The 15,732-nt window shown below is 63.5% G+C and carries 15 protein-coding genes; 2 read left to right on the top strand and 13 right to left on the bottom strand.

The window, feature by feature from the left end:
• Nucleotides 1–857: efflux RND transporter periplasmic adaptor subunit (locus Q7T45_RS15870; protein ID WP_304871890.1), on the bottom strand; the 857-nt coding region annotated here is incomplete at its 3' end.
• 153 nt (nt 858–1,010) lie between these two features.
• Here Q7T45_RS15870 and xth point away from each other — a divergent pair.
• Nucleotides 1,011–1,802, top strand: a complete 792-nt coding sequence (xth, locus tag Q7T45_RS15865) for an exodeoxyribonuclease III (protein WP_304871889.1) — start codon at nt 1,011–1,013, stop codon at nt 1,800–1,802.
• Nucleotides 1,803–1,924: 122 nt separating this feature from the next.
• Here the strand turns inward: xth and Q7T45_RS15860 are convergent, their stop codons facing one another.
• Entirely contained in the window at nt 1,925–2,755 is an 831-nt protein-coding gene (locus Q7T45_RS15860; protein WP_304871888.1) for a tetratricopeptide repeat protein, read from the bottom strand.
• Nucleotides 2,742–4,466, bottom strand: a complete 1,725-nt coding sequence (gene ilvD, locus Q7T45_RS15855; protein WP_304871887.1) for a dihydroxy-acid dehydratase — start codon at nt 4,464–4,466, stop codon at nt 2,742–2,744. The genes Q7T45_RS15860 and ilvD overlap by 14 nt, the downstream gene beginning before the upstream one ends.
• Nucleotides 4,467–4,882: 416 nt before the next feature.
• Here ilvD and Q7T45_RS15850 point away from each other — a divergent pair, with 416 nt between their 5' ends.
• Entirely contained in the window at nt 4,883–5,053 is a 171-nt protein-coding gene (locus Q7T45_RS15850) for a hypothetical protein (RefSeq protein WP_304871886.1), read from the top strand.
• An 870-nt stretch (nt 5,054–5,923) separates the two neighbouring features.
• Here Q7T45_RS15850 and Q7T45_RS15845 read toward each other — a convergent pair.
• From Q7T45_RS15845 to Q7T45_RS15800, 10 genes are all read right to left on the bottom strand, one after another.
• The gene (locus Q7T45_RS15845) at nt 5,924–6,895 is read right to left on the bottom strand and encodes a tripartite tricarboxylate transporter substrate-binding protein (protein WP_304871885.1); all 972 of its coding nucleotides are present in this window, start codon (nt 6,893–6,895) and stop codon (nt 5,924–5,926) included.
• 57 nt (nt 6,896–6,952) lie between these two features.
• Nucleotides 6,953–8,194 (bottom strand): threonine synthase, encoded by a 1,242-nt coding sequence (locus Q7T45_RS15840; protein ID WP_304871884.1) that lies wholly within the window; start codon nt 8,192–8,194, stop codon nt 6,953–6,955.
• Nucleotides 8,195–8,362: 168 nt separating this feature from the next.
• Nucleotides 8,363–9,781, bottom strand: a complete 1,419-nt coding sequence (lpdA, locus tag Q7T45_RS15835; protein ID WP_304871883.1) for a dihydrolipoyl dehydrogenase — start codon at nt 9,779–9,781, stop codon at nt 8,363–8,365.
• A 6-nt stretch (nt 9,782–9,787) separates the two neighbouring features.
• Nucleotides 9,788–10,240, bottom strand: a complete 453-nt coding sequence (locus Q7T45_RS15830; RefSeq protein WP_304871882.1) for an endonuclease domain-containing protein — start codon at nt 10,238–10,240, stop codon at nt 9,788–9,790.
• 56 nt (nt 10,241–10,296) lie between these two features.
• Nucleotides 10,297–11,649: a pyruvate dehydrogenase complex dihydrolipoamide acetyltransferase gene (locus Q7T45_RS15825; RefSeq protein WP_304871881.1), complete on the bottom strand. Its 1,353-nt coding sequence runs from the start codon at nt 11,647–11,649 to the stop codon at nt 10,297–10,299.
• 2 nt (nt 11,650–11,651) lie between these two features.
• The gene (locus tag Q7T45_RS15820; RefSeq protein WP_304744847.1) at nt 11,652–11,957 is read right to left on the bottom strand and encodes a DUF5076 domain-containing protein; all 306 of its coding nucleotides are present in this window, start codon (nt 11,955–11,957) and stop codon (nt 11,652–11,654) included.
• Between the two features lie 3 nt (nt 11,958–11,960).
• Nucleotides 11,961–13,346 carry a pyruvate dehydrogenase complex E1 component subunit beta gene (locus tag Q7T45_RS15815; protein WP_304871880.1) on the bottom strand — a complete coding sequence of 462 codons (1,386 nt, stop codon included), beginning with the start codon at nt 13,344–13,346 and terminating at the stop codon, nt 11,961–11,963.
• Nucleotides 13,347–13,395: 49 nt separating this feature from the next.
• Entirely contained in the window at nt 13,396–14,436 is a 1,041-nt protein-coding gene (gene pdhA / locus Q7T45_RS15810) for a pyruvate dehydrogenase (acetyl-transferring) E1 component subunit alpha (RefSeq protein WP_304871879.1), read from the bottom strand.
• A gap of 337 nt (nt 14,437–14,773) precedes the next feature.
• Nucleotides 14,774–15,091 carry a septum formation initiator family protein gene (locus Q7T45_RS15805; RefSeq protein ID WP_304871878.1) on the bottom strand — a complete coding sequence of 106 codons (318 nt, stop codon included), beginning with the start codon at nt 15,089–15,091 and terminating at the stop codon, nt 14,774–14,776.
• 67 nt (nt 15,092–15,158) lie between these two features.
• Nucleotides 15,159–15,713 carry an NADPH-dependent FMN reductase gene (locus Q7T45_RS15800; protein WP_304871877.1) on the bottom strand — a complete coding sequence of 185 codons (555 nt, stop codon included), beginning with the start codon at nt 15,711–15,713 and terminating at the stop codon, nt 15,159–15,161.
• Nucleotides 15,714–15,732: the final 19 nt, after the last annotated feature.

The raw sequence follows: 15,732 nt of genomic DNA, 5'->3' as shown, positions 1-15,732 counted from the left end.
GGCCACAGGGTTTCGTTCTCGTTGTTCATGATACCGCGCACGGTGACCATGCCGGTGGTGGCATCGACCGTGTTTTCGACCATCGCGACCTTGCCGTCTTCGGATCGCTGGTGGCCCGGGATGGTCGCAATCACCCTGGCGCCGCCCGCTGCCATGGCGTCGCGCAGATCGACCAGCATCCGCTGCGGAATGGCGAAAGTCACATAGACCGGCGCCATTTGATTGATGACGGCGAGCGGCGCGGTATCTGCGGGCCGGACGAAATTGCCGACCTTCACATTGGCGACGCTGATCCGTCCCGTAAACGGTGCGTGGATGGTCGTAAAGCTCTTCTGGACCTTCAGATTATCCAGTGCGGACTGGTCCGCCTTGATGGTGCCGGTCAGGATATCGGCCTGGGTCTTGGCGTTGTCGACGTTGACCTGCGTGGTGGCGCCCTTGCCGATCAGGTCGGCATACCGCCGGACATCGCGCTGTGCCGCCTCGAGCTGGGCCCGATCCCGGGCCAGCACACCCTCGGCCTGTTCTATCTGGGCATCGATCTGGCGCGCATCGAGCGTAAACAGGAGATCGCCCTTGTTGACCCTGGCGCCGTCTTCGAAGTGCACCGAGACGATGGTGGTTTCGATCCGCGATTTCAGCGCCACGCTGGAAATCGGCGTTACCGTTCCGATCGAGTCGACGTCCACCGGCACCGGCTTGCGCTCGGCTTTGGCCACTTCAACCGAGACCACGCGCGCGCGCGGCGGCCCCTGGACACTGGCGCCGCCGCCAAGCCATGCAGCGCGGGTACTGTAGGCAGTCAGCGCCGCAACAGCCAGCGCGCCTGCCAGAATCATCAGATTACGTTTTTTCATCGCATTTCACGTCAGCCGGTCCACGACGACCGGGACGGTCCAATTTCCTGCCTTGAGGCCGCCTCTACGCCTTTGTCTAAACGGATATCACACCCCCGCCGCGCATGGTATGCCAGCGAAACTAAAATTGCGGTAAGCCAACGGAACCCCTTGATGCGTATTGCAACCTGGAACGTCAATTCGGTCCGGCAACGGATCGATCACCTGCTGGTCTGGCTGAAGGATTGCGCGCCCGACATCGTCTGTCTGCAGGAGATCAAATGCGTCGATGAGGCGTTCCCCCGGGAGGCCATCGAGGCGCTCGGCTACAACGTCGTCACCCACGGCCAGAAGACCTTCAACGGCGTTGCGTTGCTGTCGAAGCTGCCGTTCGAGGAAACCAAATCGGGCCTGGCCGGCGACGACGAGGACGCCCACGCCCGGTTTCTGGAGGGCGTGGTCCCGCTGAAGCACGGCGTGATGCGGATCGCCTGCCTGTATCTGCCCAATGGCAACCCACCGGAAACCGAGAAATATCCCTATAAACTCAAATGGATGTCGCGACTTCTTGAATATTCTAAGCAGCGGCTTAAAGCGGAAGAGCCGCTGGTGCTGGCGGGCGACTTCAACGTCATTCCGCAGGCTGCGGACGTCCATAATCCGGCGGCATGGGTCAACGACGCCCTGTTCCGCCCCGCCACCCGGGAGAGCTTTCAATCGCTGCTCGGGCTCGGGCTCACCGACGCGCTGCGCGCGGTCACCGATGCCCCCGGCCAATACACCTTCTGGGACTACCAGGCCGGCGCCTGGCAGAAGAACCACGGCATTCGCATCGATCATCTGTTGCTGTCGCCACAGGCCAGCGACCGCCTGCGCGGGGTCGGAATCGACAGCTACGTGCGGGCCTGGGAAAAGCCGTCCGACCACGTGCCGATCTGGATCGATCTGGATCTGGAGGCGGCTTGAGGCCGTGAGCTTGTGAAATTTGGCAGGGTGGGCAAAGGCGCCTCTTGCGCCGTGCCCACCATCCGCAGTGGCAATCAAAAAAAGGTGGGCACGCAAGTGCTTTGCCCACCCTTGGGCCGCGATCAGTCCTTGCGGCCCTGCACCCAGTGCTCGAGCATCTGCAGCGCCATCGCCCGGTCGTCCTCGGACGCCTTGGCGATCGCCTTGTTGTAGCTTTCCTTGATCCAGGTCTCGTCCGGGGCTGCGCTGTCGCGCGCCAGCGTCAACCACATCAGTCCGCGGGCGGCCTGCCGCGGCAGCCGCTCGCCGTTGAACAGCATCTGGCCGAGCATGGCCTGGGCCTGATGCTGGCCCTTCTGGGCGGCGAGGCCGAGCCAGCGCGCGCCGTAGCGGAAGTCGTCCCGCGACGAGCCGGCGCTCTTCAGATAGAGCCGGGCCAGGTCATACTGGGCATCGGCGTTGCCGAAATAGGACGCGGCATAGGAGAACATCTCCCGCGCCCGGTCCGGATCGGACTTGACCTTCGAATTGGGAATGCCCTTGAGGTAATAGCGGCCCAGCGCCACGAAGGCGTTGGCGACCACGCCGGCCTGCGGCGCCGACGGGCTGTCTTCCGCGTGCTGGTTGGCAATGCGGCTGAAATAGTCGAAGGCGCGCAGATCGTCCTGGGCGACGCCTTCGCCGTCGGCATACATCCGGCCGAGCTTCCACTGCGCGATCGGGTGGCCGCCTTCGGCGGCGTATTGCAGCGAGGTCAGCGAGTTGGTCGAGGCGGCTGTCGGCACGGACGCCGGCGGAACCAGCTTCTTCAGGGGCGCCGCGGTGCCGGGCTGAGGCGAAGCCACCGGAATGGCCGCATCCGAATTGACCGGCGAACCGTCGAATCCGAAGGCCGGAGCCACAGGAGCGGCCCCTAACAGCAACGCAAAAAGGATACGCCTAGATGTCCGCATAACACTGTTTCTCGTGCGCACCACCCGGATGGGTTACGGCACCATCCACCGCCGGCCCAACCTGTTGGGCATATTTCCAGAGCGCACCCGATGTATGATTGGTCGCTCTGGGCTTCCATTTGGTCTTGCGTTCAGCCAGCTCCGCATCGGTCAACTTTACGTTAAGAGTCCCGACATCGGCATCGATTTCAATGATATCGCCGTCCTGCAACAGCGCGATCGGCCCGCCGATCGCCGCTTCCGGCCCGACATGGCCGATGCAGAAACCGCGGGTCGCCCCGGAGAACCGGCCATCGGTGATCAGGGCGATCTTGCCGCCCATGCCCTGCCCGGTCAGCGCCGCCGTGGTCGAGAGCATTTCCCGCATGCCGGGACCGCCGCGCGGCCCCTCATAGCGGATCACGATGACCTCGCCCTCTTTGTAGGTCTTTTTCTGGACCGATTCGAAGGCATCCTCTTCACGATCGAAGCAGCGGGCCGGACCGGTAAATTTCAAGTTCGACATGCCCGCGACCTTCACGATCGCGCCTTCAGGCGCGAGATTCCCCTTCAACCCGACCACACCGCCGGTGACAGTGATCGGCTTGTCGGCGGGCCGCACCACGTCCTGGTGCGGATTCCATTTCACGCTTTTGAGGTTTTCGGCGATCGTCCGGCCCGTCACGGTCAAGCAATCCCCGTGCAGGTAGCCATTGTCGAGCAGCGTCTTCATCAAAAGCGGTATGCCGCCAACCTCGAACATGTCTTTGGCGACATAACGGCCGCCCGGTTTCAAATCCGCGACATAGGGTGTTTTTTTGAAGATTTCGGCCACGTCGAACAGGTCGAACTTGATGCCGCATTCATGCGCGATGGCCGGCAAGTGCAGTGCAGCATTGGTCGACCCGCCGGAGGCGGCGACCACGGCCGCGGCGTTTTCCAGCGCCTTGCGGGTGACGATGTCGCGCGGCCGGATGTTGAGGGCGATCAGCTCCATCACCTTCTCGCCGGCGGTCATGCAGAACGCGTCGCGGATTTCGTAAGGCGCCGGCGCCCCGGCCGAGTACGGCAGCGCCAGCCCGATGGCCTCGGATACCGTCGCCATGGTGTTGGCGGTGAATTGTGCGCCGCACGCGCCGGCCGACGGACAAGCCACCCGCTCGATTTCGTCGAGGTCGGCGTCCGACATCTCGCCGACCGAATGCTTGCCGACCGCCTCGAACATGTCCTGCACCGTGACCTGCTGGCCGCGGAAATTGCCGGGCAGGATCGAGCCGCCATAGATGAAGATCGAGGGCACGTTGAGCCGGACCATCGCCATCATCATGCCCGGCAGCGACTTGTCGCAGCCGGCGAGCCCGACCAGCGCGTCATAGGCGTGGCCGCGCATGGTCAATTCGACGGAATCGGCGATGCATTCGCGCGACGGCAGCGACGAGCGCATGCCGTCATGGCCCATGGCGATGCCGTCGGTGACGGTGATGGTGCAGAATTCGCGCGGGGTGCCGCCGGCGGAAGCAACGCCCTTCTTGACCGCTTGGGCCTGGCGCATCAGCGAGATGTTGCAGGGCGCGGCCTCGTTCCAGCACGACGCCACGCCGACGAACGGCTGGTGGATCTGCTGGGTGGTCAATCCCATGGCATAGAGATACGAGCGATGCGGCGCCCGTTCCGGGCCCTCCGTCACGTGACGGCTCGGCAGCCTGCTCTTGATGCTGGTCTTGGCGTCCATCGCGAACCTGTTTCCCCAGCCTACTCTTGTTGGACCCGGGAAATCAGGATGTTCCCTTCGCCTTCGCGAGCGCCGTGGCTGATAGCCTACGAAGGAATGATTTCATTGAGGGGTGTGGCTAAATAGCGGCGCGCGCAAGAGGTTGCTGCAATGACAGTTAAATGTTCGCCGAGTGTTGCGCACCAGCAACAATCGTGGCGGTTCGGCAACCATCATTCCCGGCGCAGCGCCCGGCACCCGCCAAAGATGTCGAGACGTTGCCCGGCTACCGCTACGCTTCTCATGCACACAGGTGCAGCGCGCCAGCCCGGAAGCACGCGTGGCGAATCGTTCCGTACTTGCTAGCTTTCGCGATGGCGCTCCCGCACCGCGCCTGTATTCGACGCCGCAATCTGGTGCCGCGGAGGGATCCTGACGTGCCGGTCATGTCGATGCGACGTTGGGCTTTGTTGATCGGTCTCATCCTGATCGGCGCGATCGCCGTGACCTGGTATTTCAACTATCGCAGCAAGTGTCACGGGATGGATGAATGTGCCGCACGGGCCGCTGAAGGCCGTGAACGCGACACACCGACCGAGGACCGCTGACGTCAACTGACTTCGGCCCCGCCTCAGCATCTTCGATGTCATGCCGCATTCAAATATGCGTCCGCCTTCCCGCGACGCGAGGCGCCCGAGGTGTGGATCGAATTCTGTCCCTCCTTGGAAAAAGAGGGCGCAGGGAAGACCGGGTGCGCGCTGCACCCGCGGTCTCATGTGCAAACTCGCACAAACAAAACGCACATGAGCATACAGGTTCAGCGGAAACACTCCGGCCTTCCCTGCGCAATGGCTCTACGGCTTATCTCGCGCTCACCCCGGAGTAGCGGGCTTTCTAGTCTCCGTCGCCTTCCGGAAACCGGCACCTCGGCCCGGTCGGGCTTTCAGCACCTCCGCAAGACTTGACGCCAGCGTCGAGGCGTCGGGTCCACACGATTTCACCGTACGCTTCAGCGTCGTTCGTCGGCGCGCCGCTCGATCGCTCACGGAGTTGATCCCGCCCTGCAACCACCTGCGCGCCCGACGCTGCCGCGTCCACCGCATCCCACCGCGCGTTCGTGACGATCATGATACGCCCCTCTTGTCGGGTGAGACGGCGAATTTGTACGGGTGATTTGCCTTTCGGGAAAAGCGAAATTTTGCCCGACGGGTTAATTTGTCGCAGGCGCTGCGTTCGGCCGATTCTTACCCTCCCCTGGAGGGGGAGGGTCGGCTCGCATCGGAAGATGCGAGACGGGGTGGGGTGACGGTCTATCGTCGCCAGTGTTGTCTCAGCGCTTGGCGAACGGATGTTGAAATCGCAGGTAGCTCATTCGCGGATGGACTGTCACCCCACCCCGCTCGCTACGGCCGATGCTTCGCATCGCCGGGCGCGAGCGACCCTCCCCCTCCAGGGGAGGGTAGCAATCAGCTCGGGCCCTAATCCACCTTGACGTTGGCGGCCTTGATCATCGGCCACCATTTTGCGATTTCGGCCTTCTGCCAGTCGCCCAGCGCCGCCGGTGACTGCTTGTCCTTTGGCGGCATCGCCAGGCCCAGGTTCTCCAGCTGCTTGCGCACGGCGGGATCGTTCAGCGCATCGACCGCGGCGGCGTTGAGCTTCGCCACGATCTCCTTCGGCGTGCCCTTCGGCACCCACAGGCCGGACCACAGCGTCATGTGAAACCCTGGCAGGCCCGCTTCGTCGGTAGTCGGAATGTCCGGTGCCGATCCGGCGCGCTTGGTGTCGGTGACGGCGTAGCCGCGGATCTTGTCGGCGCGCACCTGGTTGATGGAATTGGAAAGCTGATCGAAGATCACATCGATCTGGCCGGCAACGAGATCGTTCATCGCGGGGCCGGTGCCGCGATACGGCACATATTGCAGCTTGATGCCGGTGGCGTTCTCGAAATAGAGCCCGGCAATGTGACTGCCCGAGCCGGCGCCGGCGGTGCCGGCGGCCGCCGGGGCAGGTTTCGCCTTCAGCCACGCGATCAATTCGCCGAGCGTTTTGGCCGGAATCGCATTCTTGCTGACGACGATCATCGGATTGCTCGGCAGCAGCGCCACCGGCTCGAGGTCGGTCACGAGGTCATAGCCGAGCTTGTAGATCGCGCCGTTGGCGACGTGGGTGCCGAGATGGCCGAAGCTGATGGTGTAACCATCGGGCGGCGAACGCAGCGCGCGTCCGACCCCGATGGAGCCGCCCGCCCCCGTGACGTTTTCGACCAGCACGGATTCGCCGAGCGTCGTCTTCATGCGCTCGGCCAGGATCCGCGCCATGACGTCGGAAGGACCGCCAGCAGCGAACGGCACCACAATGGTGATCGAGCGCGACGGAAAATTATCCGCCCGCGCGACGCCGCCGAATGCGAGCATCGCAAGCAACGCGGTCAGGACCACTCTTCGCATCGTATCCTCCCCCTTGCGCCGCACCATTCTGATGATGGTTACAGCTCTAACGACGGCTTATAGCTTAGCGTAGTCGATCGGCTGATGACGGTCGAGCGTCCGTGTGACCGGCGGCAGCGGATATTTGAGCCCGGTCGCGCAATTGAACAGCATCACGCGATCATTTTTCGTCACACGGCCGTCGGCCAGGCTTTCCTTGTAGGCAGCATAGGTCGCAGCCCCTTCCGGACACAAGAGCAGGCCTTCCTCGCGCGCGACTTCGTTGAGGGCTGCGGAAATCTTCTCGTCATCGACCGCAATGGCGAATCCCTTGCTCTCGCGCACCGCGCGCAGGATCAGAAAATCTCCGATCGCCTGCGGCACCCGGATCCCCGAGGCGATGGTGTGGGCATCTTCCCAGCGCGGCGCGTGCTCGGTCCCGGCTTCAAAGGCCCGCACCATCGGCGCGCAGCCCGACGCCTGTACCGCGATCATGCGCGGCCGTTTTGAGCCGATGAAGCCGATGGCTTCGAGCTCCGCAAACGCCTTCCACATCCCGATCAGGCCGGTGCCGCCGCCGGTCGGATAGAAGATCACGTCGGGCACGTCCCAGCCGAGCTGTTCCGACAGCTCCAGCCCCATCGTCTTCTTGCCCTCGATCCGGTAGGGCTCCTTCAGCGTCGAGGTATCGAACCAGCCGGCCTTTGCCTTGCCCTCGCCGACGATCTTGCCGCAGTCGTCGATCAGGCCGTTGACGCGGTAGACGGTCGCACCCTGCAGCTCGATCTCGCTGACATTCACTTCCGGCGTATCGGCCGGGCAAAAAATCGTGGTCTTGATGCCGCACGAGGTGGCGTAGGCGGCGAGCGCCGCACCTGCATTGCCGTTGGTCGGCATCGCCATGTGCTTGATGCCGAGCGCCTTGCCCATCGACACCGCCATCACGAGGCCGCGCGCCTTGAATGAACCGGTCGGCAACCGGCCCTCGTCCTTGACGATGATTTCGCCGCCGCCGATTTTCTTCGAAAGTTTTGGCAGCCGGATCAGCGGCGTGGTGATTTCACCCAGACTGACGATGTCGGCGACCTTGCGCACCGGCAGCATCTCGCGGTAGCGCCACAGATCGGCCGGCCGCTGCGCCAGCGCGTCTTTCGTCAGCGCCTTCTTCACGCCGGCGAGGTCGTAGCGAACCAGGAGCGGCTTGCCGGCCCTGGAGAGGTTGTGGACCTGGTCGGCCGGATAATGGTCGCCTTCCATGGCGCATTCGAGATGGGTGACAAAGTTCGGCCGTTCGATCGTCAGATTGTCATTGTCTTTCACGGGATTGATCTCTCGCTTGTTTTTCTCCGACCTCATCCTGAGGAGCATCGCGCAGCGATGCGTCTCGAAGGATGGCGGGGAGTGCCGGTGTTGCTGCCCATCCTTCGAGACGCTTGCTTCGCAAGCTCCTCAGGATGAGGATTGAGTGTGCGGCTTCCACCTGACGGGCTACATGTTCAGCACGCGGCCATAGGCATCGAGCACCGCTTCCTTCATCATCTCCGACAGCGTCGGATGCGGGAAGATGGTGTGCATCAGCTCTTCTTCCGTGGCTTCCAGGTTCATCGCCACGACATAGCCCTGGATCAGTTCGGTGACTTCGGCGCCGATCATGTGCGCGCCGAGCAGCTGGCCGGTCTTCTTGTCGAAGATCACCTTGACCAGCCCCTGATCCTCGCCGAGCGCAATGGCCTTGCCGTTGCCGACGAACGGGAATCGGCCAACGCGGATTTCACGGCCGCCCTCTTTCGCTTTCGCCTCGGTGAGGCCGACGGAGGCGACCTGCGGATGGCAGTAGGTGCAGCCGGGAATGAGGTTCTTGTCCATCGGATGCGGATGCAGGCCCTTGATGGCCTCGACGCAGATCACGCCCTCATGCTCGGCCTTGTGCGCCAGCATCGGCGGGCCGGCGACGTCACCGATGGCGTAGATGCCGGGGACAGTGGTCTTGCCGTAGCCGTCGATCACGATGCAGCCGCGGTCAGTCTTGACCCCGAGCTTTTCCAGCCCGAGGTTTTCGATGTTGCCGACCACGCCAACCGCCGAAATCACCCGGTCGAACTCGATCGACTGCGGCTTCTTGCCGTCGTCGATGGTGGCGACCACGCTGTCGCTCTTCTTCTCGAGTTTTGTCACCTTGGTGTTGGTGAGAAGCTTGATGCCCTGCTTCTCGAATGCCTTGTGCGCGAATTTTGAGATCTCGGCATCCTCGACCGGCAATATCTGCGGCAGCACTTCGACGACCGTGACTTCCGCGCCCATGGTGCGGAAGAACGAGGCAAACTCGATGCCGATCGCGCCGGAGCCGACCACCAGCAGCGATTTCGGCATCTTGTCCGGCACCATCGCCTCGAAATAGGTCCAGACCAGCTTCTTGTCGGGCTCCAGCCCCGGCAGCACGCGCGGCCGCGCCCCGGTGGCGACGATGATGTGCTTTGCCTGATAGGTGCCCTCGCCCAGCGCGCCCTTCGGCGCCTCGACCGCGGATTTCTTCACGGTCAGTCTGCCCGGCGCATCCAGCGTCGCCTCACCCCAGATCACCGTGACCTTGTTCTTGTTGAAGAGATAGCCGACGCCGTCGTTCAGCCGCTTCACCACGCCGCGCGAGCGTTTCACCACCGCCTGCAGGTCGAACGAGATTTTCTCCGCCGCAAGACCATAATCCTTGGCGTGCTGCATCAGGTGATACACCTCCGCCGAACGCAGCAGCGCCTTGGTCGGAATGCATCCCCAAGTGTTGCAGATGCCGCCGAAATAGGCCTTCTCGACCACGGCGGTCTTGAGACCGAGCTGCGCCGCGCGGATCGCGGTAACGTAGCCGCCGGGACCAGCGCCGATGATGATGACGTCGAAGGAAGTGTCGGCCATGGATTTTTACTCGCTCTTCTCTTCCTTCCCCTCTCCCCTTGTGGGAGAGGGTGGATGCGCGCCGTCAGGCGCGCAGACGGGTGAGGGGGATGGCGCAGCAGACTCGAAGATCATTTCCAGCACCGACTGCGACCGCAACAGAATGTCGTTGTTCCAGAAGCGCAGGATGCGAAATCCACGCTCCGACAAATCGTGATCACGCCGCTTGTCATTGTCGCTTTCCGCATGCTGACTACCATCCGCCTCGACAATCAAACGCTTCTCAAACGAAACAAAATCCACGATCCAAGGTCCGATCGGAACCTGGCGACGAAACTTCAGGCTTGCCAGGCGGCGCGAACGAAGCAGCCTCCAAAGCGCAATCTCAGCGTCCGTCGCATTGGCACGCAGAGTTCTGGCTCGCTTCTGCTTCGGTACCCGTTGACGCATCCCCCTCACCCGTCCGCCTTCGGCGGCCACCCTCTCCCACAGGGGGAGAGGGAAGAAAGAGGTGCGTTCGGCACCTCTCATTCCGCTCACACCATCATCATGACGGGATTCTCGATCAGCATCTTGAACGCGCCGATCAGTTCGGCGCCCAGCGCGCCGTCGACGGCGCGGTGATCGCAGGACAGCGTCACGCTCATGATGTGGGCGGCTTCGATCCTGCCGCCCCGCACCACCGCGCGCTCCTCGCTGGTGCCGACCGCCAGGATGGTGGCGTGCGGCGGGTTGATCACGGCGGTGAAATCCTTGATGCCGTACATGCCGAGGTTGGACACCGCCGTGGTGCCGCCCTGATATTCCTCCGGTTTCAGTTTTCGCGCTCGCGCGCGCGCGGCAAAATCCTTCATTTCGGCCGAGATGGTCGACAGCGATTTGGTCTCGGCCTTGCGGATGATCGGCGTGATCAGGCCACCCGGCATCGCGACGGCGACGCCGATGTCGGAATGTCGGTGTTTCAGCATGCCGCTTTCGGTCCAGCTGACATTGGCGTTCGGAATCCGCTGCAGCGCGATCGCCATCGCCTTGATGACGAAGTCGTTGACCGAGAGTTTGTAGAGCGGCTTCTTTTCCTTGTCCTTCGGAGCGGCCGCGTTGATCTCCTCGCGGGCGGCGAGCAGTTTTCCGATGTCGCAGTCCATCGTCAGATAAAAATGCGGGACGGTCTGCACCGACGCCGTGAGCCGCTGCGCGATGGTGCGGCGCATGCCGTCGTGCGGGATCACCTCGTAGCTGCCGGGTTCGTACAGCGCGAGGATCTGCTTGTCGGACATTGACGGCGCGACGGACGGCGCGGCACCGGGCGCGGCGGCAGGCGCTTTCAGCCCCTTGCCGGATTTGGCTTCCTCGACGTCGCGCGCGATGACGCGGCCATGCGGGCCGGAGCCGTTGACGCGGGCGAGTTCGATGCCGGCTTCCTTGGCCAGGCGGCGCGCCAGCGGCGACGAGAACGTGCGGGCGTGGCCATTGGTCTGTTGCGCGGGGGCTGCCTGCGGCGCGGCAGCGGCCGGTGCCGCGGCCTTCGCTGCCGGAGCCGCAGCGGGTGCAGCCGCCGGAGCAGGTTTCGCAGCGGCGGGCGCTTCAGCCGCCGGAGCGGCTTTGGGCGCGCTTGCCGCCCCCGCCCCCGCCGCCTTCACGTCCTCGCCGTCGCCGGCCAGCACCGCGATCACGTCGTTGACGGCGACATCCTGGGTGCCCTCGGGCACCACAATCTTCGCGATGGTGCCGTCGTCGACCGCCTCGACTTCCATGGTCGCCTTGTCGGTCTCGATCTCGGCTATGACGTCGCCGGACTTGACCTTGTCGCCCTCCTTCTTGAGCCACTTGGCAAGGTTGCCCTTTTCCATCGTCGGCGAGAGCGCGGGCATCAGAATGTTGATTGGCATTGTCAGTGACCCTGTTGCGACCGTGGCGTGGTGTTGCCGAGGTCGGTCGGCCGCGCGATTTCGGCTTCGAACATGTCGACGATGCGCCTCAGCGCATCCTCCTCGGTGTAGTCGCCCTCGCGCGCATAGACGCGGGCGGCATGGCGGGCGATGTCGACCAGCAGCATGCCCCACATATCCGGCTCCTCGAACGCGCGCTGGAACGCGATCGACAATCCGCCATCGACGACGAACGCCCGCAACACCTCGGTGGCGTCATCGCGGCCGATGACGTCAGGAGGCAATGGCTGCTCCTTGGGACGGGCCATGGCTCACCGATAACAAGCGGCTTTGGCGGCGGCGACCACTTCGGCCACCGAGGGCAATGCCAGCTTTTCGAGATTGGCCGCATACGGCATCGGCACGTCCTTGCCCGACACCCGCCCCACCGGCGCGTCGAGATAGTCGAAGGCGTGCTCCATGATGCGGGCGGCGATTTCGGCGCCGACGCCGTTCTGCTGCCAGCCTTCTTCCACCGTCACCGCGCGGCCGGTCTTCTTGACGGAAGCGACGATGGTATCGGTGTCCATCGGGCGCAGCGTGCGCAGGTCGATCACCTCTGCCTCGATGCCTTCCTTCGCCAGTTCGTCGGCGGCCTTCAGCGCATAGGACATGCCGTTCGACCACGACACGATGGTGACGTGGCTGCCTGACCGCGCGATCCGCGCCTTGCCGATCGGGATCACGTAATCGTCGAGCTTCGGCACCTCGCCGGAATGGCCGTACAGCATCTCGTTTTCGAGGAAGATCACCGGATTGGGATCGCGGATCGCGGCTTTCAGCAGGCCCTTGTAGTCGGCGGCCGAGAACGGCGCGATCACCTTGAGTCCTGGGACCTGCGAGTACCAGGCCGAGTAATCCTGGCTGTGCTGGGCGCCGACCCGCGCGGCGGCGCCGTTCGGTCCGCGGAACACGATCGAGCAGCCCATCTGGCCGCCCGACATGTACAGCGTCTTGGCCGCGGAATTGATGATCTGGTCCATCGCCTGCATGGCGAAGTTGAAGGTCATGAATTCGACGATCGGCTTCAGGCCCGCCATCGCCGCACCAACGCCGATGCCGGCAAAGCCATGCTCGGTGATCGGCGTATCGATCACGCGCTTGGCGCCGAATTCCTGCAGCAGGCCCTGGGTGACCTTGTAGGCGCCCTGATATTCCGCGACCTCTTCGCCCATCACGAACACGTCCGCGTCACGACGCATTTCCTCGGCCATGGCGTCGCGCAAGGCTTCGCGGATGGTCATGGTCACCATCTCGGTGCCTTCGGGGATTTCAGGATCGGGAACAGCGGCGGCTTTCGGGGCCGCCGGCGCTTCCGCCTTCGCCGTTTCCCTGACCTCGGCCGGCGCGGCCTGCTCGGCGGCCTTCTCCTGCTTCGCCGGAGCCGGCGCCTTGCCCAAATCATCGGCACTTTCGCCGTCGGACAGGATGGTGGCGATCGGGGTGTTGACCGCGACGTCGGCGGTGCCTTCGGGGATCAGGATCTTGCCGAGGGTGCCCTCATCGGTGGCCTCGACTTCCATCGTCGCCTTGTCGGTCTCGATCTCGGCGATGACGTCGCCCGACTTGATCGCCTCGCCCTCCTTCTTCAGCCATTTCGAAAGGTTCCCCTTCTCCATGGTCGGCGACAGCGCGGGCATCAGCACTTGAATTGGCATGGTGGCTCCAGAAATTCACTCGTCAGGCTGGAAGGCGCGCGCCTCACGCTCAGCGGTAGATATCGGTATAAAGTTCGGACGCATCAGGCTCGGGATCTTTTTGCGCGAAGTCGGCCGATGCGTTGACGATCTCGCGCACCTCGGCATCAATTGCCTTCAGCTCCTGCTCGCTGACCTTGGCCGCCAGCAGGCGGTTGCGCACCTGCTCGATCGGATCCTGATCGTGGCGGACCTTGTCGACTTCCTCGCGGGTACGGTATTTCGCCGGGTCCGACATCGAATGGCCGCGGTAGCGGTAGGTCTGCATTTCCAGAATGAAGGGGCCCTTGCCGGCCCGGCACCACGCGACCGCCTTGTCGCCGGCGGCCTTCACGGCGCGGACGTCCATGCCGTCGACCTGTTCGCCAGGAATGTTGAAGGAGATGCCGCGCTTGGAAAAATCGGTCTGCGCCGAGGCGCGCGATACCGAGGTGCCCATGGCGTAGCGGTTGTTCTCGATGATGTAGATGACGGGCAGCTTCCACAGTTCCGCCATGTTGAAGCTCTCGTAGACCTGGCCCTGGTTGGAGGCGCCGTCGCCGAAATAGGCCAGGCTGACAAAATCATTGCCGCGGTAGCGGTTGGCGAAGGCCAGCCCCGTGCCCAGCGACACCTGGGCGCCGACGATACCGTGGCCGCCGAAGAAATTCTTCTCCTTGCTGAACATGTGCATGGAGCCGCCCTTGCCCTTGGAATAGCCGCCCTGGCGCCCGGTCAGTTCGGCCATCACGCCATTGGCTTCCATGCCGCAGGCCAGCATGTGGCCGTGGTCGCGGTACCCGGTTATGACCTGATCGCCCTGCTTCAGGGCCATCTGCATCCCGACCACGATGGCTTCCTGGCCGATGTAGAGATGGCAGAAGCCGCCGATCGCGCCCATGCCGTAGAGCTGGCCGGCCTTTTCCTCGAAGCGGCGGATCAGCAGCATGTCGCGCAGTGCGCGAAGCTCCTGTTCCCTGGTGAAGTCAGGAGGACTGCCGGCGCCGCTTGCTTTTTCCTGCCCTTTTTCCTGTCCCGTTTCCTTCGTGACGCTTTTTTTCGCTGCGGCCATGGCACTTCCGGATGAGAGAACGAATAGCCCTCTCTATCCCAACTCAAACCGCCATGAAAGGATTGCGTGGTCGCAGCAAAATTTGGCTATGCCGCACTGCAACCGGCGACATTTTCGAAATCGATTTTGCGGGTTTTTGAAATTTGCGGCTGGACGACCAAGCCATCTCCGTCCCTCATGGTGAGAGCGCGTCCGGCAGCGCCATTGCGCTACTGGCGCGCGTCTCGAACCATCTGGCACCTTGCCCGCTGCCATCCTTCGAGACGCCGCGCGAAGAGGCGCGGCTCCTCAGGATGAGGTCCGGATTTGTTCATCGGCTCTCAAGATGACGCCGGTATCACTTCGGCTTGACGATTTTGACCAGATCGCGCGGGTTGACGTAATCGAGCTGATAGCGCGCGCGCTCGTCCAGCATGTCGGGGTCGACCCCGTCGGACCGGAGCAGCGATACCCGCTGCTCGCCTTCGAGGCGCTCGCGCTTCAGCCGCGCCAGTTCGGACGTCAGCGCGATGATCTCCTGGTCGAGTTCCTGCCGCGCGTTCAGCCCGTATTTGCCGGTATAGGCGTTGACGCCGAAATAGCCGACCATCGCCGCCGCCATCGTATAGAGGGCAAGCCCGGTGAGCAGGGATTTGAGTCGGGAGCGTGAGACCATGCCCCGACGATGCGACGGCCCGGTTAAGAGTATCTTAAGACCCGGACCGTCCAGCGGCGTCGCCGGCCTATTTGTTCTGCTTTTCGACGAACGCGGCAAAGGCGTCGATGTACTGCTGCAGCACCTTCTGCACCGGTTCCTTGGTGAGCTGGCCCTTGTCGTCGAAGGCATCGCCGACGCCGTTCAGGTAGATTTCCGGCTGTCCCATGATCGGGCCGGCAATGCCCGGCATGATGTTCTGCAGGTGCTTGACGGCGGCGACACCACCGAGCGCGCCCGGCGAATTGCCGACCAGGCCGATCGGCTTGCCGAGGAACGAGCTCTTGCCATAGGGGCGCGAGCCGACGTCGATGGCGTTCTTCAACACGCCGGGAATCGAGCGGTTATATTCCGGCGTCACGATCAGGACGCCGTTCGATTTCTGCAGCTTGTCGCGGAACGCGAGCCAGTCGGCCGGCGGGGCGGCTTCGAGGTCCTGATTGAAGAACGAAATGTCGTGCAGGCTGACGACATCGAGCTTCAGCGTCGCCGGCGCCAGCTTGGCCAGCGCGTTGGCGATCTTGAGCGTAAAGCTCTCCTTGCGCAGGCTGCCGACGATCACGACGATGTTTTGGGTGGCCATGGAATTTCCTTTTGAGCGG

The sequence above is a fragment of the Bradyrhizobium sp. genome, assembly GCF_030646015.1.
In the GTDB taxonomy this organism is placed as follows: domain Bacteria; phylum Pseudomonadota; class Alphaproteobacteria; order Rhizobiales; family Xanthobacteraceae; genus Bradyrhizobium.
This window is presented reverse-complemented; position numbering and strand designations above follow the sequence as displayed.